At 70.8% G+C, this 23,522-nt stretch carries 25 protein-coding genes; 11 read left to right on the top strand and 14 right to left on the bottom strand.

The features are described 5' to 3' along the window. Positions 1 to 50: 50 nt before the first annotated feature. The 4 genes from ccmB to relB are packed head-to-tail and all read right to left on the bottom strand — an operon-like array spanning position 51 to position 1,861. The gene (gene ccmB / locus MFF13_RS12970; RefSeq protein ID WP_147751423.1) at positions 51 to 719 is read right to left on the bottom strand and encodes a heme exporter protein CcmB; all 669 of its coding nucleotides are present in this window, start codon (positions 717 to 719) and stop codon (positions 51 to 53) included. After that, on the bottom strand, positions 716 to 1,363 hold the full coding sequence (gene ccmA, locus MFF13_RS12965; protein WP_147829553.1) for a heme ABC exporter ATP-binding protein CcmA: 648 nt from the start codon (positions 1,361 to 1,363) through the stop codon (positions 716 to 718). Before ccmA ends, ccmB begins: the two co-directional genes overlap by 4 nt. A 35-nt stretch (positions 1,364 to 1,398) precedes the next feature. Further along, positions 1,399 to 1,653 (bottom strand): type II toxin-antitoxin system RelE family toxin, encoded by a 255-nt coding sequence (locus MFF13_RS12960; protein WP_147829555.1) that lies wholly within the window; start codon positions 1,651 to 1,653, stop codon positions 1,399 to 1,401. After that, positions 1,637 to 1,861 carry a type II toxin-antitoxin system RelB family antitoxin gene (gene relB, locus MFF13_RS12955; RefSeq protein ID WP_147751426.1) on the bottom strand — a complete coding sequence of 75 codons (225 nt, stop codon included), beginning with the start codon at positions 1,859 to 1,861 and terminating at the stop codon, positions 1,637 to 1,639. Before relB ends, MFF13_RS12960 begins: the two co-directional genes overlap by 17 nt. Positions 1,862 to 2,075: 214 nt before the next feature. Between relB and MFF13_RS12950 the strand changes: the two genes are divergently transcribed. Next, a complete protein-coding gene (locus tag MFF13_RS12950; protein WP_147751427.1) occupies positions 2,076 to 2,282 on the top strand; it encodes a hypothetical protein in 207 nt (68 codons plus the stop codon). A gap of 267 nt (positions 2,283 to 2,549) precedes the next feature. After that, complete coding sequence (gene acnA, locus MFF13_RS12945) at positions 2,550 to 5,249, top strand: aconitate hydratase AcnA (protein ID WP_147829557.1); 2,700 nt, start codon at positions 2,550 to 2,552, stop codon at positions 5,247 to 5,249. A gap of 101 nt (positions 5,250 to 5,350) precedes the next feature. On the opposite strand, the gene MFF13_RS12940 is transcribed toward acnA, so the two are convergent. Next, positions 5,351 to 5,953: a glutathione S-transferase family protein gene (locus MFF13_RS12940; protein WP_147829559.1), complete on the bottom strand. Its 603-nt coding sequence runs from the start codon at positions 5,951 to 5,953 to the stop codon at positions 5,351 to 5,353. A 73-nt stretch (positions 5,954 to 6,026) separates the two neighbouring features. On the opposite strand from MFF13_RS12940, the gene MFF13_RS12935 reads away from it, so the two are divergent. Both MFF13_RS12935 and MFF13_RS12930 read left to right on the top strand, forming a co-directional pair. Then, positions 6,027 to 6,713, top strand: coding sequence for a helix-turn-helix transcriptional regulator (locus MFF13_RS12935; RefSeq protein ID WP_147829561.1), 687 nt, complete (start codon positions 6,027 to 6,029; stop codon positions 6,711 to 6,713). Positions 6,714 to 6,807: 94 nt separating this feature from the next. After that, positions 6,808 to 7,491, top strand: coding sequence for a metal ABC transporter permease (locus tag MFF13_RS12930; RefSeq protein WP_147829563.1), 684 nt, complete (start codon positions 6,808 to 6,810; stop codon positions 7,489 to 7,491). Between the two features lie 89 nt (positions 7,492 to 7,580). Here MFF13_RS12930 and MFF13_RS12925 read toward each other — a convergent pair whose 3' ends face one another. Then, entirely contained in the window at positions 7,581 to 8,699 is a 1,119-nt protein-coding gene (locus MFF13_RS12925; protein ID WP_147751432.1) for an AI-2E family transporter, read from the bottom strand. A 240-nt stretch (positions 8,700 to 8,939) separates the two neighbouring features. On the opposite strand from MFF13_RS12925, the gene MFF13_RS12920 reads away from it, so the two are divergent. Genes MFF13_RS12920 through MFF13_RS12910 form a run of 3 tightly spaced genes read left to right on the top strand, consistent with a single transcriptional unit; the run spans position 8,940 to position 10,897 of the window. Continuing rightward, positions 8,940 to 9,248 carry an acyl carrier protein gene (locus MFF13_RS12920; RefSeq protein WP_147727326.1) on the top strand — a complete coding sequence of 103 codons (309 nt, stop codon included), beginning with the start codon at positions 8,940 to 8,942 and terminating at the stop codon, positions 9,246 to 9,248. A gap of 45 nt (positions 9,249 to 9,293) precedes the next feature. Continuing rightward, entirely contained in the window at positions 9,294 to 9,773 is a 480-nt protein-coding gene (locus MFF13_RS12915) for a 3-hydroxyacyl-ACP dehydratase FabZ family protein (protein WP_147829565.1), read from the top strand. Continuing rightward, positions 9,770 to 10,897 (top strand): beta-ketoacyl-ACP synthase, encoded by a 1,128-nt coding sequence (locus MFF13_RS12910; protein ID WP_147829567.1) that lies wholly within the window; start codon positions 9,770 to 9,772, stop codon positions 10,895 to 10,897. Before MFF13_RS12915 ends, MFF13_RS12910 begins: the two co-directional genes overlap by 4 nt. 213 nt (positions 10,898 to 11,110) lie before the next feature. On the opposite strand, the gene MFF13_RS12905 is transcribed toward MFF13_RS12910, so the two are convergent. Both MFF13_RS12905 and MFF13_RS12900 read right to left on the bottom strand, forming a co-directional pair. After that, positions 11,111 to 12,331, bottom strand: coding sequence for an ABC transporter substrate-binding protein (locus MFF13_RS12905; protein WP_147829569.1), 1,221 nt, complete (start codon positions 12,329 to 12,331; stop codon positions 11,111 to 11,113). Positions 12,332 to 12,442: 111 nt separating this feature from the next. Beyond that, a complete protein-coding gene (locus MFF13_RS12900) occupies positions 12,443 to 13,375 on the bottom strand; it encodes an alpha/beta fold hydrolase (RefSeq protein ID WP_147829571.1) in 933 nt (310 codons plus the stop codon). A 174-nt stretch (positions 13,376 to 13,549) separates the two neighbouring features. On the opposite strand from MFF13_RS12900, the gene MFF13_RS12895 reads away from it, so the two are divergent. The 3 genes from MFF13_RS12895 (at position 13,550) to MFF13_RS12885 (ending at position 17,844) form a co-directional block, all read left to right on the top strand. Then, positions 13,550 to 15,655: a putative bifunctional diguanylate cyclase/phosphodiesterase gene (locus MFF13_RS12895; protein ID WP_147829572.1), complete on the top strand. Its 2,106-nt coding sequence runs from the start codon at positions 13,550 to 13,552 to the stop codon at positions 15,653 to 15,655. Positions 15,656 to 15,757: 102 nt separating this feature from the next. Continuing rightward, positions 15,758 to 16,198 carry a TadE/TadG family type IV pilus assembly protein gene (locus MFF13_RS12890; protein WP_238272284.1) on the top strand — a complete coding sequence of 147 codons (441 nt, stop codon included), beginning with the start codon at positions 15,758 to 15,760 and terminating at the stop codon, positions 16,196 to 16,198. Positions 16,199 to 16,206: 8 nt separating this feature from the next. Then, positions 16,207 to 17,844: a TadG family pilus assembly protein gene (locus MFF13_RS12885; RefSeq protein ID WP_238272283.1), complete on the top strand. Its 1,638-nt coding sequence runs from the start codon at positions 16,207 to 16,209 to the stop codon at positions 17,842 to 17,844. Between the two features lie 40 nt (positions 17,845 to 17,884). Here the strand turns inward: MFF13_RS12885 and MFF13_RS12880 are convergent, their stop codons facing one another. Beyond that, the gene (locus MFF13_RS12880; RefSeq protein ID WP_147762831.1) at positions 17,885 to 18,505 is read right to left on the bottom strand and encodes a PAS domain-containing protein; all 621 of its coding nucleotides are present in this window, start codon (positions 18,503 to 18,505) and stop codon (positions 17,885 to 17,887) included. A 573-nt stretch (positions 18,506 to 19,078) separates the two neighbouring features. On the opposite strand from MFF13_RS12880, the gene MFF13_RS12875 reads away from it, so the two are divergent. Then, on the top strand, positions 19,079 to 19,303 hold the full coding sequence (locus tag MFF13_RS12875) for a hypothetical protein (protein WP_147751440.1): 225 nt from the start codon (positions 19,079 to 19,081) through the stop codon (positions 19,301 to 19,303). 117 nt (positions 19,304 to 19,420) lie between these two features. On the opposite strand, the gene ureG is transcribed toward MFF13_RS12875, so the two are convergent. The 5 genes from ureG to ureC are packed head-to-tail and all read right to left on the bottom strand — an operon-like array spanning position 19,421 to position 23,498. Further along, complete coding sequence (gene ureG, locus MFF13_RS12870) at positions 19,421 to 20,035, bottom strand: urease accessory protein UreG (protein WP_147751441.1); 615 nt, start codon at positions 20,033 to 20,035, stop codon at positions 19,421 to 19,423. Positions 20,036 to 20,057: 22 nt separating this feature from the next. Beyond that, positions 20,058 to 20,732 (bottom strand): urease accessory protein UreF, encoded by a 675-nt coding sequence (locus MFF13_RS12865; protein WP_147829574.1) that lies wholly within the window; start codon positions 20,730 to 20,732, stop codon positions 20,058 to 20,060. Continuing rightward, positions 20,725 to 21,258 (bottom strand): urease accessory protein UreE, encoded by a 534-nt coding sequence (locus MFF13_RS12860; protein ID WP_147829576.1) that lies wholly within the window; start codon positions 21,256 to 21,258, stop codon positions 20,725 to 20,727. Before MFF13_RS12860 ends, MFF13_RS12865 begins: the two co-directional genes overlap by 8 nt. 4 nt (positions 21,259 to 21,262) lie before the next feature. Next, positions 21,263 to 21,748 carry a DUF29 domain-containing protein gene (locus MFF13_RS12855; RefSeq protein WP_147829578.1) on the bottom strand — a complete coding sequence of 162 codons (486 nt, stop codon included), beginning with the start codon at positions 21,746 to 21,748 and terminating at the stop codon, positions 21,263 to 21,265. 31 nt (positions 21,749 to 21,779) lie between these two features. After that, the gene (ureC, locus tag MFF13_RS12850) at positions 21,780 to 23,498 is read right to left on the bottom strand and encodes an urease subunit alpha (protein ID WP_187273668.1); all 1,719 of its coding nucleotides are present in this window, start codon (positions 23,496 to 23,498) and stop codon (positions 21,780 to 21,782) included. Positions 23,499 to 23,522: the final 24 nt, after the last annotated feature.

Raw genomic sequence — 23,522 nt, 5'->3', positions numbered from 1 at the left:
GCAAAGGAAATTGCACCTCCGTTCCGATCTCTTGCCTCAGCGTCCCGGGCTCATTCCGACCAGCGCAGGGCCGCCGCCGCGGCGAAGGTCCCGACCAGGGCCGCGATCAGGCTGAGGCCGGTCAGGATCATCAGCGGGGTCGCGAAGGGCACGGTGCCACCGAGCGCCGACTGCGCCGCCGAGACGCCGAAGATCAGCGTCGGGATCATCAGGGGCAGCACCAGCACGGCGAGGATCAGGCCGCCCCGACGGATCGAGGCGGTGAGCGCGGCGCCCACCGCACCCACGAAGGTGAGCGCCGGCGTGCCCACGAGCAGCGTCAGCGCGGTCGCGGCCATGGCGGTGCCGTCCAGCGCCACCAGCAGCCCGAACAGCGGCGAGGCCAGCGCCAGCGGCAGCCCGGTGGTGAGCCAGTGCGCGATCACCTTGGCCAGCACCACGAGTTCGAGCGGAACCGGGGCCGCGGTCATCAGGTCGAGGGAGCCATCCTCCTCGTCGGCCTGGAACAGGCGGTCGAGTCCGATCAGCGTCGCCAGCACCGCCGAGAGCCACAGGATCGCCGGGCCGATCCGCGAGAGCAGGTTGAGGTCGGGGCCGAGCGCGAACGGCACCAGCGCGACGATCATCAGGAAGAAGACCAGCGACAGCATGCCCGACCCGCCGACGCGGGAGGCCAGCGTCAGGTCGCGGGCGACGAGGGCGACGAGGATGCGGATCACGCCCAAACCTCCTCCGAGTCGGCCGCCGGCTCGGGCGCCCGCGGCGCGGCCTGCGCGATGTGGAGGTTGCGCGCGTCGTCGAGGCCGAGGGCCTGGTGGGTGGCGGCGATGACGAGGCCGCCCGCCGCCCGATGCTCGGCCATCAGCCCGGCGAGCACGCCCTGCGACGCGGTGTCGAGGGCCGCCGTCGGCTCGTCGAGAAGCCAGAGCGGGCGGGCGCAGACGAGGAGGCGGGCGAGCGCCACCCGGCGCCGCTGCCCGGCGGACAGGTAGGCGACCGGCAGGTCCAGGGCGTGGGCGAGGCCGAGCCGGTCGAGCGCCGCCCGCGGGCTCAGCCGCTTCGTCCCCAGTAGGCTTTGGGCGAAGGCGAGGTTCTCGGCCGCCGTCAGGCTGCTCTTCAGCCCGTCGCGATGGCCGACCGCGTGCAAGCATTCGGGAAGCGCCGCTTCGCCCATGTCGTGGACGGTGAGGCGCCCGGAATCCGGCCGCAGCCGCCCGGACAGGATCGCGAGCAGGCTCGACTTGCCCGCCCCGTTGCGGCCGGTGACGGTGATCGCTTCGCCCGGACCGATCGCGAAGGACAGCCCGGAGAAGATCCTTCGCCCCGAGCGGCGGCAAGTGAGGGCGTCAACGGTCAGCCGCACGAAGGTTGCCTGTTCAGGAGGTGAAACGTCTCGATTTAACGGTAGACGGCCCGGCGGTGGCCGATCCGAACGGTCTCGTCCTCGATCGATGCAATGATCCGATAGTCGCCGACCCGATATTTCCAGAGGCCGCCCAGCCGCGAACCCTTCAGCGCTTCACCGAGGCTTCGCGGATCGTTCGAGGGCGATAGGCGGTCCTGAAGAAAGCGGAGAATCCGCGTGGTTGTCTCTCGGTCGAGCTTGTCGAGTTCGCGTTCCGCGGACCGTTCGAACTCAATCCGCCAAGCCATATCGGTCCATAACCGCCCGCAGGGGAACGGCCTGGCTCTCGCCGCGCTGCAGGGCTGCGACCCGGCTCTCCGCGATCTCGACGTCCTCGATCTCGTCGAGATGGTCCTGGATCGCCTCGCGCACGTGGTCGTCCGCGCTGCGGCCGGTGCGTCTGGCCAGGGCGTCGAGGCGGCGTTCGATCTCCGGCGGCAAGTCGAGGGCGAGCATGGCAGTCTCCAGCGCGCGCAAGGCTTACGATGGCGGCGCGCATCCGTCCATTCGCCCTGCCGCGTCCTGCGATCACGATGAAGCCCGCGGCCCCCGCGCCGCCTTGCCCGGTTGCGCGAGGCGGCGGAGCCGCGCAACCTCCCCCGTCCCGGGGCAAGCGGCGTTCCGCGATCTTGGGACGCCGGGACGCACCGCCGACACGGAGGATGTCGCCATGACCAAGCCCTCGCACTCCGCGAAGCTTCGCGTGAACGATCCGCAAGCCCGGACGGAAGCCGAGATGGCCCAAGACCCCGATGCGGTCGCCGGCCGCGCGATCGTGGAGGCGCGGGTCGCGCTCTGCACCCGGGACGAGCAGGCCGCGTTCTGGGCGGCGGTGCGGCGCTGCTTCGGCGGCCCGGCGCCGGAGGCCACCGCCTGAGCCGGGCGGAGAAGGCCGCGGGGGCGGACAGCCTCGCGGCACTGTCACCCGCGACACGGTAGCGGGCAGATTCGAATCGTTCTATACGGTCCCCAGGCTGCGCCGCGCGACCTTCGAGCGTCCAATTCGCTCCTCGCGCACCCTCCTGCCCGGGCACCCCCGGGGCGGCGCGCGCTCCCTGCGAGCGCAGTCAGGCCGAACACCGGTTTCGTGGCGCGGGTTATGCCTGCGCGTGTTCGACAAACGCCAGCGAGGATCAGACCAGCCGTGGCTTCACTCGACAGCTTCAAGTCCCGTCAGACGCTTACCGCGGCGGGCAAGACCTATACCTACTACTCGATCCCGGAGGCCGAGAAGAACGGCCTCGCCAACTCCACCGCCCTGCCGTTCTCGATGAAGGTGATCCTCGAGAACCTGCTGCGCTACGAGGACGACCGCTCGGTCAAGAAGGGCGACATCGAGGCGACCGTCGCCTGGGTCGACAACCGCGGCAAGACCGAGACCGAGATCGCCTTCCGCCCCTCGCGCGTGCTGATGCAGGACTTCACCGGCGTGCCGGCGGTGGTCGACCTGGCGGCCATGCGCGACGCCATGGTGGCGCTGGGCGGCGACCCCCAGAAGATCAACCCGCTGGTGCCGGTCGACCTCGTGATCGACCACTCGGTGATCGTCGACGAGTTCGGCACGCCGAAGGCGCTGTCGGACAACGTCGCGCTGGAATACGAGCGCAACGGCGAGCGCTACACCTTCCTCAAGTGGGGCCAGTCGGCGTTCGACAACTTCTCCGTGGTCCCGCCCGGCACCGGCATCTGCCACCAGGTCAACCTCGAATACCTGTCGCAGACCGTCTGGACGAAGAAGGTGGACGGGGCTGAGGTCGCCTATCCCGACTCGCTCGTCGGCACCGATTCGCACACCACCATGGTCAACGGCATGGCCGTGCTCGGCTGGGGCGTCGGCGGCATCGAGGCGGAAGCCGCGATGCTCGGCCAGCCGCTGTCGATGCTGATCCCCGAGGTCGTGGGCTTCAAGCTCTCCGGCAAGCTGCCCGAGGGCACCACCGCCACCGACCTCGTGCTCACCGTCACGCAGATGCTGCGCAAGAAGGGCGTGGTCGGCAAGTTCGTGGAATTCTACGGCCCCGGCCTCGACGCGATGGCGGTCGCCGACCGCGCCACCATCTCGAACATGGCGCCGGAATACGGCGCGACCTGCGGCTTCTTCCCGATCGACCGCAAGACCATCGACTTCCTGACGGTCACCGGCCGCACCGACGAGCGCATCGCCCTGGTCGAGGCCTACGCCAAGGCGCAGGGGATGTGGCGCGACGCCGACACCCCGGACCCGGTCTTCACCGACACCCTCGCCCTCGACATGGGCGACGTGCGGCCCTCGCTCGCCGGCCCGAAGCGCCCGCAGGACCGGGTGCTGCTCGACGCCGCCAAGCCCGGCTTCGCCGGCTCGATGGAGACCGAGTTCCGCAAGGCCGCCGACATCGCCAAGCGCTACCCGGTCGAGGGCGCGAACTACGACATCGGCCACGGCGACGTGGTGATCGCGGCGATCACGAGCTGCACCAACACCTCGAACCCGTCGGTGATGATCGGCGCCGGGCTGCTCGCCCGCAACGCCGTCGCCAAGGGCCTGCGCTCGAAGCCCTGGGTGAAGACGTCGCTGGCGCCCGGTAGCCAGGTCGTCGCCGAGTACCTCGAGAAGGCCGGGCTGCAGCAGCCGCTCGACGCGCTGGGCTTCAATCTGGTCGGCTTCGGCTGCACCACCTGCATCGGCAATTCCGGCCCGCTGCCGGCCGCGATCTCGAAGGCGATCAACGACAACGACGTGGTCGCCGCCGCCGTGCTCTCGGGCAACCGCAACTTCGAGGGCCGCGTGAACCCCGACGTGCGGGCGAACTACCTCGCCTCGCCGCCGCTCGTCGTCGCCTACGCGCTCGCCGGCTCGATGCAGATCGACATCACCACAGAGCCGCTCGGCGTCGGGTCGGACGGTCAGCCGGTCTACCTCAAGGACATCTGGCCGACGACGGCCGAGGTGGCGCAGTTCATCGAGGCGAACATCACCTCGGCGCTGTTCAAGTCGCGCTACGCCGACGTCTTCACCGGCGACGCGAACTGGCAGGGCGTCGAGGTCGTCGAGGCCGAGACCTTCGCCTGGAACGGCGGCTCCACCTACGTGCAGAACCCGCCCTACTTCGAGGGCATGACCATGGAGCCGGCCCCGGTCCAGGACATCCAGGACGCACGCATCCTCGGCCTGTTCCTCGACTCGATCACCACCGACCACATCTCGCCGGCCGGCAACATCCGCGCAGCCTCGCCCGCCGGCGAATACCTGCAGGAGCATCAGGTCCGGGTGCAGGACTTCAACCAGTACGGGACCCGGCGCGGCAACCATCAGGTGATGATGCGCGGCACCTTCGCCAACATCCGCATCAAGAACCAGATGGTGCGCGATCCCGCCGGCCAGGTGGTCGAGGGCGGCTGGACCCTGTTCCAGCCGTCGGGCGAGCGGATGTACATCTACGACGCGGCGCAGAAATACGCCGCCGAGGGGACGCCGCTCGTGGTCTTCGCCGGCAAAGAATACGGCACCGGCTCGTCGCGCGACTGGGCGGCCAAGGGCACCAAGCTGCTCGGTGTCCGCGCCGTCGTGGCCGAGAGCTTCGAGCGCATCCACCGCTCGAACCTCGTCGGGATGGGTATCGTGCCGCTGGTGTTCCAGGGCGAGACCTCGTGGTCCTCGCTCGGCCTCAAGGGCGACGAGACCATCACGATCAAGGGCATCTCGGGCGAGCTGAAGCCGCGCCAGACCCTGACCGCCGAGATCACGTCCGCCGACGGCACCAAGCAGGAGGTGCCGCTGACCTGCCGCATCGATACGCTGGACGAGCTGGAATACTTCCGCAACGGCGGGATCCTGCCCTACGTGCTGCGCTCGCTCGCGGCCTGAACCACGGGCCGGGCGGCCTTCGGGCCGCCCCGAACCGAAGCATCGTCAAGCCGCCGCGGGTTCGCCCCGCGGCGGCTTTTTCATGATCGTGGCCCGGCAGTTCAGGGCGCCGGCGGCGCCGCGTCGAAGGCCGCCGCGAAGGCGGCGCCCGGCCGCGCGGTGCAGCGGTCGACCCAGGCGTCGATCGCCGGCACGCCGGGCTTGCCGAACCACGCGAAGGGCGAGTGCAGCAGCAGGTCGGCCGCGGTGAAGCGGTCCCCGAGCAGGAACGGGCTGTCGCCGAGCGCCGAAGCCAGACGCGCCCGGGCCTCCGCGCCGCCTCGGAACGTCTGCCTCAGGAGCGGATGGTCCAGTCCGGCAGCCTCGACGATCAGCACCGGCTCCAGGACGCCGGCGTACCAGGCGAGCCATCCAAGGTAGGCGCCGCGCTGCCTGTGCCCGTGGGGGATGGCGAGCCCCGACTTCGGGAACAGGTCGGCGAGGTGCTGCACGATGGCGCTCGACTCGCGCACCAGCGTGCCGTCGTCGTCGAGCAGCGGCACCTTGCCCTCGGGATGCGGGTTGGCCGGGTCGCGAGCCCCCGATCCGTCCGTGCGCGGGATCGTCACCCGCTCGATGCGCACGTGATCCAGTGCATGGAGCTCCTTGAGCAGGGCGACGATGCGGGTCGATCGGCTGTTGGGGGAATGATAGAGCGTGATCATGGCGGGCTCCTGCTGGCGGGTCGGCAGGGGATGGTCTAGCCAGGTCCACCTGCCAGTTTCCGTCAGTTGCACGATGGCCCGAGCCGACCGGCTGCTTCGATTGCTCCACGCGATGCGCGTCCTGCCGGCGCCGGTCACGGCGGCCCGGCTCGCCGAGGAGACCGGCGTGTCGCTGCGCTCGATCTATCGCGACATCGACAGCCTGCGCACCGCCGGAGCCGGGATCGAGGGCGAGCGCGGCTACGGCTATCGCCTCGTCGAGGACGTCGCGCTGCCGCCGCAGACCTTCGACCGGATCGAGATCGAGGCGCTGGTGCTGGGTCTCGGCGAGGTCCGGCACATGGGCGACCCGGCGCTCGCGGAGGCCGCCGCCTCGGTCCTGGCCAAGGTTGCGGCGACCCTGCCAGACCGGCGCGAGCAGCACCTGCTTCACGCCGTCTCGCAGGTCCGCCGGTTCGGGACGCGCTATCCGGCGACCGTCGACATGGCAGCGATCCGGTCCGGGTGCTGGCGCGAGGAGGCGGTGACCATCCGGTACGCGGACAAGGACGGGGCGACGAGCGTCCGCACGATCCTGCCGCTCTCCATCGTCTACCTCGACGACAAGATGACGGTGCTCGCCTGGTGCTGCCTGCGCGAGGCGTTCCGCATGTTCCGGGCAGACCGGATCGCGGGGGCGGAGCCGGCCGGCACCAGCTTCCGCCCGCGACGGGTGACGTTGCTGCGCAGCTACCTCGCCGAGCTGCGCCGACGGGGATGACGGGCGACTCGGAAACAAAAATAGATTGCGCGCAAGGGTGTTTTGCGGTCGTTGGCGCCCCATAACCCTCCGGTCACGACAACCGGAGCGCTACATGAAGACCTTCACCACACTCGCCGTCGCCGGCCTGATGACCCTGTCCGGCGCCGCCTTCTCCGCCCAGGCGCTGGAGCGCGTCCGCGGCACGATCGAGAAGGCCGACGGCGGCATGGTCACGATCAAGACCGTCGACGGGGCCACCGAGACCGTCGACGTCGGCGGCGCCAAGTTCGCCTGGGTCGTGAAGTCGAGCCTCGACCAGATCAAGGACGGCGTCTTCATCGGCACGGCGACCAAGGGCGAGAACCCGATGACGGCGCTCGAGGTCGTGCTGTTCCCCGAGTCGATGCGCGGCACCGGCGAGGGCCATTACGGCTGGGATTCGATCGCCGACCAGACCGCCGCGGGCGGCGCGGCGGTGAAGAGTTCGATGACCAACGGCACGGTCAAGGCCGAGTCCGGCGCGCCGCGCGTCAAGAGCGCGATGACCAACGGCACCGTGAAGGCCGACACGGCCGGCGCCTCGGGCACCAAGACGCTCACCGTCGGCTATGGCAAGGACGGCGCGGCCAAGACCATCGAAGTGCCGCCGACCGCACCGATCGTCGCCTTCGAGCCCGCGGACAAGGCGATCCTCACCCCCGGCTCCAAGATCTTCGCCGTGGTCGACAAGGCCGGCTCGAAGATCGAGGGCAAGCTGATCGCCGTCGGCAAGGACGGCCTCACCCCGCCGATGTAATCGAACCGAGTCCGGCGGCACGCAGCTCCGTGCCGCCGAAGTCGTCGCAAAACGGCCGCGGGATCTCGGATCCCGCGGCCGTTCGTATGTCAGGGAGCCTTCGCGTCGGCGCCGACCGTGAACTCGCGCCACAGCAGCATCAAAGCGGCCATCACCGCCGGGCCGAGGAACAGGCCGAGGAGGTGGAAGGTCTCGACCCCGCCGAGGATGCCGAGCAGCACCCACAGGAACGGCAGCTTGGTGGTGCCGCCGATGAGCGCCGGGCGCACGAAGTGGTCGGCCACGAACGTCACGACGAAGCCCGCGACGGCCACGATCACCGCCGCCTTCACCGAGCTCGCCGCCACGAGCAGCAGCGCCGCGATGGCGATGGCGAGCGCCGCGCCGAACGGAATCATCGCGGCGACCGCGGTGAACGCGCCGAGCAGCACCGGGTGCGGCACGCCGGCGAAGTAGTAGACGATGCCGAGGACGACGCCCTCGCCGAGGCCGACGAGGACGAGGCCGTCGACGGTGCCGTGCACCGAGGCGACCATCTGTCGGCCGACCCGCTCGCCGCGCGGCCCGAACAGGCGGTTGCACGCCACGAGGACCTGGTCGCGGATGGTGCGGCCGTCGCGGAACAGGAAGAACAGGGCGACGAGGCTGAAGCCGAACAGCACGACGCGATGCACCACCTCCTTGCCGACGTTGCGCGACACCCCGATCACGGAATCGTTGTCGAGCTTGCGCAGCAGGTCGGAGCCGGCGTCGGGATGGCTGAGGTTGGCGCTCCACCAAGCGGACGCCTGGGCCGCGCCGTAGGGCAGGTGATTGATGACGTCCGGCACGGGGACGCCGTCCTTCTCGGCCGTGCGCACGAAGTCGAGCACGTCGTGCGCCTCGCGGGCCGCCTGGACGCCGAGGATGACGAGCGGCGCGAGGAAGACGAGGGCGACGAGGAGCGTCGCCACGAGCGGAAGCACGACGTTGTGGCCGCCGGGGGGAAACCGCCGTTCGGCGCGCGCGTAGAGCGGCCACAGCGCGATCGCCAGCACCACCGCCCAGGCGAGCGCCGGCAGGAAGCCGGACAGGATCCAGAGGCCGAGCGCCGACAGCGCCAGCACGAGCGCCACGCGGGCGATCCCCTGGCCGCGCGCCTTCTCCACCGGCGGGAGCGGCGGGGCGCGGTCCGGCGGCGCGTGATCGGTACGAAGCGTCTGGTCCATCAGGCGGGTCCTCCGGCGCGATCCGCCGCGCGCTCATGTAGGCCGCCGTGGGACCTTTGCCATCCGGCGAAGCCCGCCTGAAGGGCCACATGGTTGCCGGGCCGAACCCCCTCGTGTAGAGGTCGCGGCCACTTGACGGGGCGGCGCAGGGCGCCCTCCGCCACCGGGCCGTGCGGATGGGGGCGCCGCGTCGAGCATCGGCGGCGGCCCGTCGCACCCATCCCGATTCGGCGAGAACGCATGTCAGACCAGCCCAGCACCGGCACCGCCACCTTCGAGCGCGTGGCCGACATCATCGCCGACACCGCCGACATCCCGCGCGAGAAGATCACGCCCGAGAGCCACGCGATCGACGACCTCGGCATCGACAGCCTCGCCTTCCTCGACATCGCCTTCGCCGTCGACAAGGCGTTCGGGATCAAGCTGCCGCTGGAGCGCTGGACCCAGGAGGTCAACGAAGGCAAGGTCCCGGCCGAGGAGTACTTCGTGCTGAAGAACCTCTGCGCCCGCATCGACGCGCTGGTCGCGGAAAAGGCCGCCAAGGTCTGAGCCGACGCGAACGACCTTCCGAACACGCCTGCGGATCGGCAGCCCATGCGCCTCGAATACTTCGAGATGATCGATTCCGTGGTGAGCCTCGACCGCGCCGCCGGCCGGATCGAGGCCCTGGCCCAGGTCCCGACGGAGAGCCCGGTCTTCGAGGGGCACTTCCCCGGCCACCCTCTGGTGCCGGGCGTGCTGCTCACCGAGACCATGGCGCAGGCCTCGGGCTACCTCGTGCTCGCCCACCTGAACTTCGCGCAGATGCCGTTCCTGATGGCGGTGGACAAGGCGCGCTTCCGCTCCTTCGTCGGCCCCGGCGCGACGCTGACCGTGACCGCGAGCCTGGAGCACGACGGCTCGGGCTACGCGGTGACCAAGGCCGCGATCCGCCACGACGGCAAGCTCCTGGCCGACGCCGAGCTCCGCTTCCGCACCATGCCGTTCCCGGACGGGCTCGACGCCCTGATGCGCGCGCGCACCGCGAAGATCGGCCTCGTGATCGACGGGGATGCTCCGGGAGAAACCGAATGAGCCGCGCCGTCGTCGTCACCGGGATCGGCCTCGTCTCCTGCGTCGGCGAGGGCCTGGCCGCCCACCTCGACGCCCTCGACGCCGGCGCCGCGCCACGGACCGACGCGGCGACCTTCGCGCCGTATCCCGTCCACCCGGCTCCGGCGATCGCCTGGGACGGGCAGATCCCGAAGAAGTCCGACCAGCGCCAGATGGAGGCGTGGCAGCGCCTCGGCGTCTACGCCGCCGGCCTCGCGCTCGACTCGGCCGGGGTGAAGGACGACGCCGGGTTCAAGCAGGCGCTCCATCTCGTGGTCGCGGCCGGCGGCGGCGAGCGCGACTACGCGGTCGACGGGGCGATCCTCACCGGCCTGCGCGAGGCCGAGCACGCCGGCGCCTACCTCAACGATCGGCTGCAGAACGACCTGCGCCCGACGCTGTTCCTGGCGCAGCTCTCGAACCTCTTGGCCGGCAACATCGCCATCGTCCACGGCGTCACAGGCGCGTCGCGCACCTTCATGGGCGAGGAGGCCTCGGGCGTCGACGCGCTGCGCATCGGGCAGGCGCGGATCGCCTCGGGCCAGATCGACGCGATGCTGGTCGGCGGCTCCTACAGCGCCGAGCGGCCGGACGTGATGGTCGTCCACGAGATGGGCGGTTTCCTGCGCAAGCCCGACTACGCGCCGGTCTTCGACCGCGCGGATGCGCCGGGCTTCATCCTCGGCAGCTGCGCCGCCTTCCTGATGCTCGAATCCGCCGAGACCGCGGCTGCGCGCGGCGCCCGCGCGCTCGCGCGGCTCGGACCGGTGGCGAGCGATCGGACGCGGCGCGAGCCGGGCGGCGTCGCGACCAGCCTCGACGCCCTGTGGCGGCAAGCGGGCATCGCGCAGGCCGCGGCGATCGTCTCGGGCGCCACCGGCGTTGCGGCGATCACCGACGAGGAGCGCGCGCGCCTGTCGGTCCTGGCACCCGACCGGCCGGTCCACGCCCTCGGCGACCTGGTCGGCCATGGCCTCGAGGTGACGGCGCCGTTCGGCGCGGCCCTTGCGGCCGGGCTCGTGGCCGAGCGGGGCCTTGCCGAGGTCGCGGTGACCACCGTCGGCCACCGTCGCGGCGAGGGCGTGCTGCGGCTGACGTCCGCCTGAGCGGCGGTCTTCCAGACGCCCCTTCGACAAGTGTCACTCCCACCCGCCACCTCATCCTGAGGTGCCCGCCTTGGCGGGCCTCGAAGGAGGCCTCCAGCCGACGCGCGATCCCTGGAGGTCTCCTTCGAGGCGGCTTGCGGCCGCACCTCAGGATGAGGGGGGTGGACGGGAGTCGGCCGCCGCGGTCGGCGGGTTCGTCCCTTCTTGCCGTTCCTACTTCGCCGCCGTCGTCAGCGGGCAGCCGCTGGCCTCGGCGGTGGCGAAGGCCTCCGGGCCGGGCACCGTGGCGAGCTTCTTGTAGAGGTCCCAGTCGCCCTTCGACTCGGCGGGCTTCTTGACCTCGAACAGATACATGTCGTGGACCATGCGCCCGTTCGGCAGGACCTTGCCGCCCTTGGCGAAGACGTCGTCCACCGGCATCGTGTGCAGCAGCGTGTTGACCGCCTCGGTCTCGTCGGTGCCGGCGGCCTTCACCGCCTTCAGGTATTGCAGCACCGCCGAATAGGTGCCGACATGGATCATGTTCGGCATCTTGCCGGTGCGCTTCATGAAGCGCTGCCCGAACGCGCGGGTCTCGTCGGTGAGGTCCCAGTACCAGCCCTCGGTGAGGGTCAGCCCCTGCGCGACCTTGAGGCCGAGGCCCTTCACCTCGGCCAGGGTGAACAGCAGCGCCGCGAGCCGCTGCCCGCCCTCGACGATGCCGAACTCGGCCGCCTGCTTGATGCTGTTGGAGGTGTCGAGCCCGGCGTTGGCCAGGCCGATCACCTTGGCGCCAGACCCTTGCGCCTGCAGCAGGAACGAGGAGAAGTCCTGCGCCGAGAGCGGGTGGCGGACGTTGCCCAGGATCTTGCCGCCCTTCGAGGTGACGTAGCGGGCGATCTCGGCTTCCAGCGAGTAGCCGAAGGCGTAGTCGGCGGTCAGCATGAACCAGGTGTCGCCGCCCTGCTGCACCAGGGCGCCGCCGGTGCCGACGGCGAGCGCATGGGTGTCGTAGGCCCAGTGGTAGCCGTAGGGGGTGCAGGCCTTGCCGGTGAGGTCGGCGGTGGCCGCGCCGGTGGTGATGGTGATCTTGCGCTTCTCTTTCGACAGGCCCTGGACGGCGAGCGCCACCGACGAGGTCGTCAGCTCCATGATCGCGTCGACGTTGTCGCGGTCGTACCATTGCCGGGCGATGCCGGACGCGATGTCGGGCTTGTTCTGGTGGTCGGCCGAGACGAGTTCGATCGGCGTCCCGTTCATCGAGCCGCCGAAATCCTCCACCGCCATCCGCGCCGCCTCGATCGAGGAGCGGCCGCCGAACTCGGCGTAGGTGCCGGACTGGTCGTTGAGGATGCCGATCTTCACCACGCCGTCCGAGAAGCCCTGCGCGGCGGCGGGCGCGGCGAGCGCGGCGAGCGCGACGCCCAGCGCGAGACGAACCTGTCCCTTGGTCATGCGTATCCTCCCGGAGGTCGTGATCTTGTCGTCCGGCCGCCGTTCGGGCGGTCCGGGGCGCATGCTAGGCGAAGGCCGGGCGCACAACCACGGCGAGCGTCGGCTTCCGTGTTACGCTTTGGGCGGAGCTTCACCGGCGAGGAAGGGGCGGAGCGCCGCGAGCGTCGCCGACGGGTTCTCCTCGGCCAGGAAGTGGCCGGACTCGATCGCGGCGCCGACCGCGTCCGGCGCGAGCGTCCGCCGCCAGGCCGCGAGCGCCGTCTCGGGCTTTTCGTGGTCCAGGTAGCGTGTGCTGGCGAGAACCAGAACCGGCATCGCCAGGGTGCGGCCGGCCGCGATGTCCGCTTCGTCGGCCGCGCGGTCGGGGCCGGCGCCGGCGCGGTAATCCTCGCACATCGCGTGGATGCGTTCGGGCACGCCCCAGGCCTGGGCGTAGAGGTCGAGCGCACGCGGGTCGAAGGCCGAGAGGTCCTTGCCCGCCGTCCACCCGGCGATCAGCCTCCGGAAGTAGCCGTCCGGGTCCCGGCCGATCGCGGTCTCCGGGTTCGGGGCGGGCTCGGCCAGGAACGGCCAGTGCGGGTTCATGCCCGGCGCGGCCTCGATCCGCGCCCACTGCACCGCCGTCGGCACCACGTCGAGGAGGGCGAGCTTCGAGACGCGGCCCGGATGGTCGAGGGCGAGGCGGTAGGCGACGCGGGCGCCGCGGTCGTGCCCGACCAGCGCGAAGCGGACATGGCCGATCCGCTCCATCAGCGCCACGATCTCCGCGCCGACCCGGCGCTTGGCGTAAGGCTCGTGTCCGGAATCGCTCGGGGGCGCCGACGACCAGCCGTAGCCCGGCAGGTCGAGGCAGATCACGCGATGGTCGTGCGCCAAGTCCGGGGCGACGCGGTGCCAGAGCGCGTGGCTTTGCGGAAAGCCGTGGAGCAGCAGCAGCGGCGGCGCGTCCGCCGGGCCGCCGACCCGGGCGAAGGCCTTGCCCCAGGCCGCCTCCATCCAGAGGGCCTCGAACCCGGAAAACAGATCCTCGCCACCGCTCGGCATGCGCCTTCCTCCGACGTTTCGCGACCGCGGCCCGGAGCGCCGGCGGCGCGCGTCCGCAGGCAACGCATCGGAAGGCGCGGGGCTCCGCCCACGACGCGCAGGATCGTGAAGTGCGGTACGAATAATATCTTAATGCCTGCCTTGGAGGATAGGGTCACGATCGATGGTGCCCGAATGCCCGTACGAACCTTGGTAGATCTTGCGAAGACCGAACCCGACTGGTTCTGGGAGACCGACGCGTCGCAGAACTTCAGCTACCTGTCTCCCGAGGCGGAACGCGTCCTCGGGCGCAACGCCGAGACGCTGACCGGCACGTCGCGGATCGCGGTCGCCGCGAACGGGGGCGACCGCCTGTCCTGGATGCCGTACGTCACCGCGATCGACCGGCGGGAGGCCTTCGCCGGCTTCATCTTTCCCTACGCCCATCCCGACGGCAACGTGCGCTGGTTCCGGATCGGCGGCGAGCCGGTGGTCGCGCAGGACGGGACCTTCCGCGGCTATCGCGGCATCGGCACCGACATCGGCTCCGAAGGCCAGACGCGAAGCGCGCTCGCCGAGACGCTGGCGGAGCTGCGCGCCTCGCATGCCAGCCTCGTCGAGCAGAACAACCGCTTCGCGGCGGCGCTGAGTAACATGACCCAGGGCCTGTGCCTGTTCGACGACGCGGCGCGCCTCGTCATCTACAACCAGCGGTATTGCGAACTCTTCGGCATCGCTCCGGACAGGCTGCACGTCGGCATGACCCAGCGCGAGATCTGCGCGATGCTGGTGGCCGCCGGCCGCTACCGCGGCGACCCCACGGCCGACGCCCTGTGCGAGGGCACGCGCCGGGCCCTGCTCGACGCCGACCCGAAACCGATCCAACGCGAGCTCGCCGACGGCCGGATCCTCGCCGTGTGCTACCGCACGATCGAGGGCGGCGGCTGGGTCTCGACCTTCGAGGACATCACCGAACGGCGCCGCAACGAGGCGCGGATCGCGCACATGGCGCGCCACGACGCGTTGACCGACCTGCCGAACCGCACGGCGTTTCGCGAGCACGGCCTCGACATGCTCGGCAGGCCGCGGCTCGCGGGCGAGACCAACCGGCTGGCGATCCTCTGCCTCGACCTCGACCGGTTCAAGGCGATCAACGACATGCACGGGCACGGCGCCGGCGACGCGCTGCTGCGGGCGGTCTCGGAACGGCTTTGCGCCCGGGTGCGCACGGGGGACCTCGTGGCGCGCCTCGGCGGGGACGAGTTCGCGGTGCTGCACCGGGTCTCCGACGCCGCCGGCGCGCTGGCGCTGGCCGGGCGGATGATCGCGATGGTGAGCACGCCCTACGACCTCGACGGCTACACCGTCGAGATCGGCATGAGCGTCGGCATCGCCATCGCCGACGACGCGGCCGACGACATCGACCGGCTGCTCAAGAACGCCGACACCGCGCTCTATCACGCCAAGGCCAAGGGCCGCGGCACCGCCTGCCTGTTCGAGCCGGCGATGGACGAGACCGCCGAAATCCGCCGCGCGATCGAGCGCGACCTCGCCGACGCCCTCCGGCAGGGCCTGTTCGAGGTGCATTACCAGCCGCTGGTCAACCTCGGCAGCAATCGGATCACCGGCGTGGAAGCCCTGGTCCGCTGGCGCCACCCGGAACGCGGGCTGATCTCGCCCGCCACCTTCATCCCGGTGGCCGAGGAGACCGGTCTCATCGTCGCCCTCGGGGAATGGGTGCTGAACCAGGCCTGCCGCGACGCCGTGGCCTGGCCGGAGGGGATCAGCGTCGCCGTCAACGTCTCGGCGGTCCAGCTCCGCAATCGCACCTTCGCGCAGACGGTGCTGCTCGCCCTCGCCGCGAGCGGGCTGCGCGCCGACCGCCTGGAGCTCGAGATCACCGAAAGCGTCCTGCTCGACGAGACCGAGGCCAACCTCGAGACCCTGCACCTGCTGCGCCGGACCGGGATCCGCATCTCGATGGACGATTTTGGCACCGGCTATTCGAGCTTGACCTACCTGCGCCGCTTCCCCTTCGACAAGATGAAGATCGACCGCTCCTTCGTCCAAGACGCCGGCAAGGCGACCGAGGCCGGCGCGATCATCCGCGCCCTCGTCGCCCTCGGCGGCAGCCTCGGCATCACCACCCTAGTCGAGGGCGTCGAGACCGAGGAGCAGCTCGCCGCCGTCCGCGCCGAGGGCTGCCAGGAGATGCAGGGGTTCCTGTTCAGCCGGCCGCGCCCGGCCGGCGAGATCACCGCGATGCTTGCGGCGGCGCGCGAGGAGGCGGTTGCCGCCTGAGAGTTAATACAACTCGGGATTGTATTTACATCATTTCTTAAGCGGAGACCCATACGATAAGTTGTATCGCTAATCTGCGATGCAGCTATGGGATGTCGCGCGATGGGATCGACGGCGGGACGCGAGGGCAGGAAGCTGGCGGCCTGCCGCGGCGGCAACGCGGCGGTCGAGTTCGCACTGGTGACGCCGGTCCTGCTGCTGCTGTTTGCCGGCATCTGCGCCTTCGGCATCTATCTCGGCGCGGCGCACACCCTGCGCCAGGTCGCGGCGGAGGCGGCCCGCGCTTCGGTCGCCGGCGTCAGCGACGGCGAGCGCGCCTCCCTCGCCCAGGCCGTGGTGCAGCGCAGCCTCGCCGCCAGCGCGATGTTCAAGGCCGGCAGCGTCGCGGTCTCGGTCGGCACGAGCCCGGGCGACGCCACCGTCTACACGGTCACACTCACCTACGATTCCTCCGTCCTCGGGCTGAAGGCCCTCGGCAAGCTGGTCCCGCTCCCGCCGGACGTCCTCACCAGCACGGTCAGCGTGCGCCGGGGCGGCCTGTGAGGGCCCGGGTGCGCGACCTCCGATCGGACCGGGGCGGCTCGGTCGCGGTGCTGGTTGCGCTCGGCGCGACCGCCTTGATGGGCGCGGCCGCGGTCGGGATCGACCTCGGCATGGTGATGCAGGCCAAGCGCAAGGCGCAGGGTGCGGTCGACATCGCCGCGATGCTGGCCGCCGCCGGCGCAGGCGGGGCCGACGCGCTCGCCCGCCGGTCGCTCGCCGACAACGGCTACGCCGCCGCCGCGGTGACGGTCTCGCCCGGCAGCTACGTCGGCGACGCCAAGGTCGCCCCCGCCGGCCGGTTCCAGGCCGGCGCCAGCCCAGCCAACGCCGTCCGCGTCGGGCTGAAGACGGGGGTGCCGGTGCACTTCGCGCAGGTGCTCGGCCTGCCCAAGACCGTGCCGATCCAGGTGACGGGCACGGCCGCGAGCGCCCGGTTCGCGGCCCTCTCGATCGGTTCCGGCGTGGCGGCGCTCGACGGCGGCGTCGCCAACGCCCTGCTCGGTGCGATGCTGGGCACCAAGCTGTCGCTCTCCGTCCTCGACTACAACGCCCTGCTGTCGACCCAAGTCGACGCCTTCCGCTTCCTCGACGCGCTGGCGGTCGGCCTGAACCTCCAGGCGGCGAACTACGCCGACCTCGTCGCCGCTAAGGCCAGCGTCGGGCAGCTCACCGCCGCCCTCAAGGTCGCCGCGCAGGGCACCTCCGGTGCCGGCGCCGCGGTGACGGCCCTGGCCAAGCTGATGGCCGCGCTGCCGAACGCCGGCGCGCTGGTTCCCGTCGCGCAGGTCGTCGACCTCGGCGACGCGGGAGCGCTGTCCCCCGCCCGCGGCGCCGCCGGTCCCCTGGTCGGCCTGATGGACGTGGTCGCCGACATCGCCGCGGGCGCCAACGGCCAGAACCAGATCGCCCTCGACCTCGGAGCGACGGTGCCGGGCCTGCTCGGCACCCGCCTGACGTTGGCGATCGGCGAGCGGCGGCAGAATTCGGGCTACGTCCAGCCGGGCACGGCGAACGCCACGGTCCACACCGCGCAGGTGCGCCTGCTGATCGAGACGACGCTGACGGCGCCGCTCGGCCTCGGAACTGTGACCCTGCCGATCTATGTCGAGGCGGCGCAGGCCTCGGCGACCCTACGCACCATCGCCTGCCCCTGGACCGCCGCGACCCGGCGGCAGGTGACGGTGGACGCCCAGCCCGGCCTCGCGACGCTCGCCATCGCCAACGTGTCCCGCAGCAGCATCGCGGTCGGCGCCCCCACCCCCGACCTGACCCGCCCCGCGAACCTGATCGCGTTGCCGCTGCTGACCGTGCAGGGCACGGCGCGGGCGACCATCGCCAGCCCGACGCCCCAGACCCTGACCTTCTCCGACGACGACATCACGCGCCAGATCACGAAGACCGTGTCCACGACCGGCCTGACGCAGTCGCTGACCGGCAGCCTCGTCCAGGGCTTGTCCCTCTCGATCAACGGGCTGATGATCGTGCCGCCCCTGCTCGGGCCGCTCCTGTCCACCGCACTGATGGCGGTGACGCCGGCCCTCGACGGCGTGCTCGACACGACGTTGCGCATCCTCGGCCTGCGCCTCGGCTACGCCGACGTCACCGTCGACGGCACGATGTGCAACCAGGCCGTGCTGGTTCAGTAGCCCGCACGTGCACGGCGCGAGGCGGGGGCCTCGCTTTCGATCAGTGCCCGCGTCCGAGCCCGCGTGCCGACCCGCGTGCTTGCCCGCGCGACAGGGCGGCGATCTGCTGGCCGAGGCTGAGGAGCAGCACGTCGACGAGCAGACGCAACTCCGAGTTGTCGAGATGGTCGATCGACTCGCGGCAGGCGAGGGCGTGCGCGGCGGCGGTGTCGAGGATCGTCGCCGGGTCTGGGCGCTCGCTGAAGGCGCCGAGGTCGAGGTCGCCCTCGGTGACGTCGATGATGATGCCGTGGCCGTGCAGCACGGTCCCGGCCTCGCTGCGGACGAGACGGCCGCGGTCGAGGATCCGGCGCACGCGGCCCGTGGCCGAGACGGTGCGGTATTCCGCGACGAACAGGCCGCCGCTCCGGCGCAGGCGCTTGAAGTGGCGCGACAGCTTGGGCAGGTCGTCCGGATGCACCCGGGCCTTGGCGCGCTCGAACGGGACGGGCAGCCCGGCGATCGCGTGGTCCCCCGCCAGCACGTCGGCGGCCCCGGCATCGAGGATGCAGCGATCGGGCTGGGCCGACCACGACCAGGTTCCGACGACGCCGGAGGCCGACAGGGCTGCGGTGAGGTCGACGGGCAACGCACGGGGCCGGTCGATGACTTCGGGGCGCATGGAGGACCTCCACGGTTCGGTTGTAATTTCGCTCGGGAACCGGCGACATACAACCAAGGATGGAATTAATAGAGCGTTAATTCAACACGCGCTCCAGGCTCGACCCCGCTGCATTCTACCGATCCCGACGGGTTTCACGGTCGTGCCGCCCCGGCGATGCCGATCGCGATGTCTCGCGGTCCCCGCAAGGGTACCCTGGCCGAGACGCAGCGAAGTCGGGCGCCGGGAGGCAGGGTGTGCGGGGGCGTCAGCCGATCTGGCTGAACAGCGTCACGGCCCCGAAGATCAGCACGGACACGACCACCGCGGCGATCAGGATCAGGGCCGCACGCGATTCCTGCAATTCCGGCGACATGCCCACTCCATCGAAGCCGGCGACACGATGCGGTCGCGCGCAACCCGTTGACCTTGCGAACCTCGCATCGATCGTTCCGGCTGTCGAGGCGCGGACAGCCGGCCAAAGCGGTGCGCCAGCGCACAGCTTGGCCGCAGTTTCACCCCTACGTTGAAATCCTGCCGAAGCCCAGCCTGCGTCCGCGCAAGGCGCGCCGCATCCGGCATGGAGTGGTGGTCATGACCTCGTCCCTGCGCATCGCCGCCCTCGTGCTCGTGGCCCTGCCGATCGCCTCGGCGCAGGCCAGGGACACGCATCAGAAGCCGATGACCCCGCGCGACCGCGCCGCCTTCGAGACCGCCCAGAAGTTCTCGGCCCGCATGGGCCGGCTCGACGCGCTGATGGGCGGCGTCCCGCGCGGCACGGCCGCGCCCCGCGCACGCTCGGCCAACGCCGAGCACTGATACGGCATCCGCTTGATTAAAGCGGCTGCCGTATCGGCAAGCCCGCGCGGCGCACGAGCGAAGGTAAAATCCGCCATCCCGGAGGGATCAACCGGATTTGGTATGACGCGGCGCGACCTAGCCGAGGCCGCCGGCCTCGACGACGAAGCGCGCGACCGCGTCGGCCCCGGCGCCCTCGCGCAGGGACGCGAACACGTAGGGCCGCGTCCCGCGCATGCGCTTGGTGTCCGCCTCCATCACCCCGAGGTCGGCGCCGACCAGCGGCGCGAGATCGGTCTTGTTGACGATGAGCAGGTCCGAGCGGGTGATGCCGGGGCCGCCTTTCCGTGGGATCTTCTCGCCGCCCGCCACGTCGATGACGTAGAGCGTGATGTCGGCAAGCTCCGGCGAGAAGGTCGCCGCGAGGTTGTCGCCGCCCGACTCGATCAGGATCAGGTCGAGCTTCGGAAAGCGCCGGCGCATCTCGGCCACCGCCGCGAGGTTGATCGAGGCGTCCTCCCGGATCGCCGTGTGCGGGCAGCCGCCGGTCTCGACCCCCATGATCCGCTCCTCGGGCAGCGCGCCGGCCACCGTGAGGATGCGGGCGTCCTCCTTGGTGTAGATGTCGTTGGTGATCGCGCAGATCTCGTAGGTGTCGCGGAACCGCTTGCAGAGCTGCTCCATCAGCGCGGTCTTGCCCGAGCCGACGGGGCCGCCGATGCCGACGCGCAGAGGTCCGTTGTTCGATGCCATGCGGGCAAGCTCCGTCAGAGGATCACGAGCGGAAGATCCGCGAATACTGGGTCTCGTGCCGGAACGAGCCGAGATCCAGGCGAAGCGTCGCCGAGCCGAGGTCGTCGAGGCTGCAGGCCTCGGCCTGCTCCGCGAGCGCGGCGATGCGGGGGCTCAAGGCCGCGATGATCCGGGTGCCCGCGGCCTGCCCGATCGGCGCGGCGCGCAACGCCGCCGAGACGAGGTTCTGGATGAAGGCGAGGCCGTAGGCGGCCAGAAGCGCCGGCCGATCCATGCCGTGCGCCGCCGCCGCAGCCCCCACCGCGACGGGGTAGGCGACCGCTTCCGGCAGCGCCTCGGCGACCGCGTCGAGGGGTGGGCACGGCCACGCCGCCAGGGTCGCGTCGAGGAAGCTGCGGCCCTGCTGGCTCGTCTCGAGGTGGAGCTCGCGCGAGGGCGCCAGCGCCAGGGCGAGATCGTCGATCGCGACAAGCTCCGGCATCGTTCCGGCCGCGGCGGCGCGGTGGGCGTGGGCTGCCAGGATCAGGTCGTTGCGGCCGGCGCCGTGCTCCATCACGTCGCCGAGCCAGCCGGCGATGCCCGCCTCGTCGGCGACGTCGCCCGCCTCCACCGCCCATTCGAGCCCGTGCGAGTAGGCGTAGGCGCCGACCGGGTAGGTCGGCGAAAGCCACGCCATCAGCCGGATGCGTTCAATCATGGATGTGGTAGCGCCCGTCGCCGTGATGGTGGGCGTGGCCGCCCGCAGGCTCGCCCGGGTGGCCGGCATCGTGGCCATGCGCCGGGGCGTGGCCGCCGGCGTAGGCGCCGCCTTCCGGCCGGAACGGGCGCTCCACCGGTTCGGCGCTGCCCCCTAAGCCCCGCACCATCTCGGCGAGCACGTGGTCGTAGGCGATGAACACCGCGTCGTCCGTGATCTCGGCCGGGATGTGCCGGTTGCCGATGTGCCAGATCAGCCGCTTCAGGGCGTGGTCCGAGCCTGCGCGCACCGCCAGCAGGCGCTCGGGCGCGGCCTCGACCCAGACCAGCCGCCCGTCCTCCAGCGCCAGCGCGTCCCCGTCGTCGAGCACCGTGGGCTCGGGCAGGTCGAGCAGGAAGGCGAGCCCGCCGACCCCGCGCATCGCCATGCGGCGGCGATGGCGGTCGCCGTGGTCGAGGACGATGCGGTCGACGATCTCGCCCCGGGCCAGGGCGGCGGCGCGGATGACGCTTGTGGCGCGGATCATGGGGTCAGGACTGATCCAGCAGGTCGGGCTCCTTGGGCAGGTAATCGAGATCGAGCGCCTGGACGACCGTGAACGGCGGCACTTCTGGGAACAGCGTGAAGTCGATGCCGGTCTCCTTCGACGCCAGCAGGCGGCCGGACAGGTAGCTCGCCGCGAAGACGCTCGCCGGATGTGGTTTCAGGCTGGGACTTGCCCGCAGGATCAGTGCGATCTGCGTGCGCTGCTCGAAGATCGTCGCCGTCCACCCGTTCTTGCGGGCACCGGGCTGATATTTCCACTTGAGGAGGTGACCCAGCAGGACGACGAGGCGATTTCCGATCTCGCGCCTCTCGCTGCCGCCCACGCTCGCCACCTCGTCGATCAGGTTTTCCAGGTCGAGCTCTTCGAACCGGCGGGTCCGCAGCAGTTCGGCCTGGGCCTGCGTCCAGAGGTAGAAGTCCGTCTCATACGGATCGGCAACTGGCGGCGGCTTCAGCGCGGCGTTCGACATCGTGGCTCTCCTCGAACGCTCCCATCCTACCTCAGAATAGGAAATACCGCTGCGCCATCGGCAGCACGTCCGCCGGCTCGCAGACCAGCAGCTCGCCGTCGGCACGCACGTCGTAGGTCTCGGGGTCGACTTCGATCTCGGGCGTCGCGTCGTTGAGGATCATGCTCTTCTTCGAGATGCCGCCGCGCACGTTCTCCACCGCGACGAGCTGCTTCTGGACGCCCAGGCGCTCGCGCAGGCCGTCCTCGATCGCCACCTTCGAGACGAAGGTCAGCGCCGTGGAGAACGGCGCGCGGCCGAAGGCGCCGAACATCGGGCGGTAATGCACCGGCTGCGGCGTCGGAATCGAGGCGTTGGGGTCGCCCATCGGCGCCACCGCGATCATGCCGCCCTTGATCACGAGATCGGGCTTCACCCCGAAGAAGGCCGGCGACCACAGCACGAGGTCGGCGAGCTTGCCGGGCTCCACCGAGCCGATATGGGCCGAGACGCCGTGCGCGATCGCCGGGTTGATCGTGTACTTGGCGATGTAGCGCCGCGCCCGCAGGTTGTCGTTGCCGCTCCCGTCGCCGGGCAGGGCGCCGCGCTGGCGCTTCATCTTGTCCGCCGTCTGCCAGGTGCGGATCGCGACCTCGCCGACCCGGCCCATCGCCTGGCTGTCCGACGACATCATCGAGAGCGCGCCGATGTCGTGCAGGATGTCCTCGGCGGCGATCGTCTCCTTGCGGATGCGGCTCTCGGCGAAGGCGAGGTCTTCGGGGATCGACGGGTCGAGGTGGTGGCACACCATCAGCATGTCGAGATGCTCGTCGATGGTGTTCTTCGTATAGGGCCGCGTCGGATTCGTGGACGACGGGAGGACGTAGGGGAGCCCGGCCACCTTGATGATGTCGGGCGCGTGCCCGCCGCCGGCGCCCTCGGTGTGGAAGGCGTGGATCGTTCGGCCGGCAAACGCCGCGATCGTGTCCTCGACGAAGCCGGACTCGTTCAAGGTGTCGGTGTGGATCATCACCTGCACGTCGTGCTCGTCGGCGACCGTCAGGCAGGTGTCGATCGCTTTCGGCGTGGTGCCCCAATCCTCGTGGAGCTTCAGCGCGCAGGCGCCGGCCCGCACCATCTCGACGAGCGCCTCGGGGCGCGAGGCGTTGCCCTTGCCCGCGAAGGCCAGGTTCATCGGGAAGCTGTCGGCCGCCTCGATCATCCGGGCGATGTGCCAGGGGCCGGGGGTGCAGGTGGTAGCGAAGGTGCCGTGCGCCGGCCCGGTGCCGCCGCCGAGCATCGTGGTGATGCCCGAGCACAGGGCCTCGTCGATCTGCTGCGGGCAGATGAAGTGGATGTGGCTGTCGAAGCCGCCGGCGGTGAGGATCTTGCCCTCGCCGGCGATGACCTCGGTGCCCGGCCCGACGACGATGTCGACGCCCGGCTGGATGTCCGGGTTGCCGGCCTTCCCGAGCCGGACGATGCGGCCCTTCACGATCCCGACGTCGCACTTGATCACGCCCCAGTGGTCGAGGACGACCGCGTTGGTGATCACCGTGTCGACCGCGCCGCCGGCGTTGGTGACCTGGCTCTGTCCCATGCCGTCGCGGATCACCTTGCCGCCGCCGAACTTCACCTCCTCGCCATAGGTGGTGAGGTCGCGCTCGACCTCGATTTCCAGGCAGGTGTCGGCGAGCCGGATGCGGTCGCCGGTGGTCGGCCCGAACATGTCGGCGTAGGCGGCACGGGGGAGGGCGGCGCGGGGGGGCATGTTGGCCAAGACGGCTCTCCGTGT

The sequence above is a fragment of the Methylobacterium cerastii genome (assembly GCF_022179125.1).
Classification (GTDB): Bacteria; Pseudomonadota; Alphaproteobacteria; order Rhizobiales; family Beijerinckiaceae; genus Methylobacterium; species Methylobacterium cerastii.
Note: the sequence above shows the minus strand (reverse complement) of the source record. Positions and strands in the feature narration are given on the sequence as shown.

Bases quoted from the DNA above. Each gene is read 5' to 3' on its own strand.
- MFF13_RS12960 (WP_147829555.1), bottom strand. From the start codon at position 1,653: ATGGCTTGGCGGATTGAGTTCGAACGGTCCGCGGAACGCGAACTCGAC.
- relB (WP_147751426.1), bottom strand. From the start codon at position 1,861: ATGCTCGCCCTCGACTTGCCGCCGGAGATCGAACGCCGCCTCGACGCC.
- MFF13_RS12950 (WP_147751427.1), top strand. From the start codon at position 2,076: ATGACCAAGCCCTCGCACTCCGCGAAGCTTCGCGTGAACGATCCGCAA.
- MFF13_RS12940 (WP_147829559.1), bottom strand. From the start codon at position 5,953: ATGATCACGCTCTATCATTCCCCCAACAGCCGATCGACCCGCATCGTC.
- MFF13_RS12935 (WP_147829561.1), top strand. From the start codon at position 6,027: ATGGCCCGAGCCGACCGGCTGCTTCGATTGCTCCACGCGATGCGCGTC.
- MFF13_RS12930 (WP_147829563.1), top strand. From the start codon at position 6,808: ATGAAGACCTTCACCACACTCGCCGTCGCCGGCCTGATGACCCTGTCC.
- MFF13_RS12925 (WP_147751432.1), bottom strand. From the start codon at position 8,699: ATGGACCAGACGCTTCGTACCGATCACGCGCCGCCGGACCGCGCCCCG.
- MFF13_RS12920 (WP_147727326.1), top strand. From the start codon at position 8,940: ATGTCAGACCAGCCCAGCACCGGCACCGCCACCTTCGAGCGCGTGGCC.
- MFF13_RS12915 (WP_147829565.1), top strand. From the start codon at position 9,294: ATGCGCCTCGAATACTTCGAGATGATCGATTCCGTGGTGAGCCTCGAC.
- MFF13_RS12910 (WP_147829567.1), top strand. From the start codon at position 9,770: ATGAGCCGCGCCGTCGTCGTCACCGGGATCGGCCTCGTCTCCTGCGTC.
- MFF13_RS12905 (WP_147829569.1), bottom strand. From the start codon at position 12,331: ATGACCAAGGGACAGGTTCGTCTCGCGCTGGGCGTCGCGCTCGCCGCG.
- MFF13_RS12900 (WP_147829571.1), bottom strand. From the start codon at position 13,375: ATGCCGAGCGGTGGCGAGGATCTGTTTTCCGGGTTCGAGGCCCTCTGG.
- MFF13_RS12895 (WP_147829572.1), top strand. From the start codon at position 13,550: ATGCCCGTACGAACCTTGGTAGATCTTGCGAAGACCGAACCCGACTGG.
- MFF13_RS12890 (WP_238272284.1), top strand. From the start codon at position 15,758: ATGGGATCGACGGCGGGACGCGAGGGCAGGAAGCTGGCGGCCTGCCGC.
- MFF13_RS12880 (WP_147762831.1), bottom strand. From the start codon at position 18,505: ATGCGCCCCGAAGTCATCGACCGGCCCCGTGCGTTGCCCGTCGACCTC.
- MFF13_RS12875 (WP_147751440.1), top strand. From the start codon at position 19,079: ATGACCTCGTCCCTGCGCATCGCCGCCCTCGTGCTCGTGGCCCTGCCG.
- ureG (WP_147751441.1), bottom strand. From the start codon at position 20,035: ATGGCATCGAACAACGGACCTCTGCGCGTCGGCATCGGCGGCCCCGTC.
- MFF13_RS12865 (WP_147829574.1), bottom strand. From the start codon at position 20,732: ATGATTGAACGCATCCGGCTGATGGCGTGGCTTTCGCCGACCTACCCG.
- MFF13_RS12860 (WP_147829576.1), bottom strand. From the start codon at position 21,258: ATGATCCGCGCCACAAGCGTCATCCGCGCCGCCGCCCTGGCCCGGGGC.
- MFF13_RS12855 (WP_147829578.1), bottom strand. From the start codon at position 21,748: ATGTCGAACGCCGCGCTGAAGCCGCCGCCAGTTGCCGATCCGTATGAG.
- ureC (WP_187273668.1), bottom strand. From the start codon at position 23,498: ATGCCCCCCCGCGCCGCCCTCCCCCGTGCCGCCTACGCCGACATGTTC.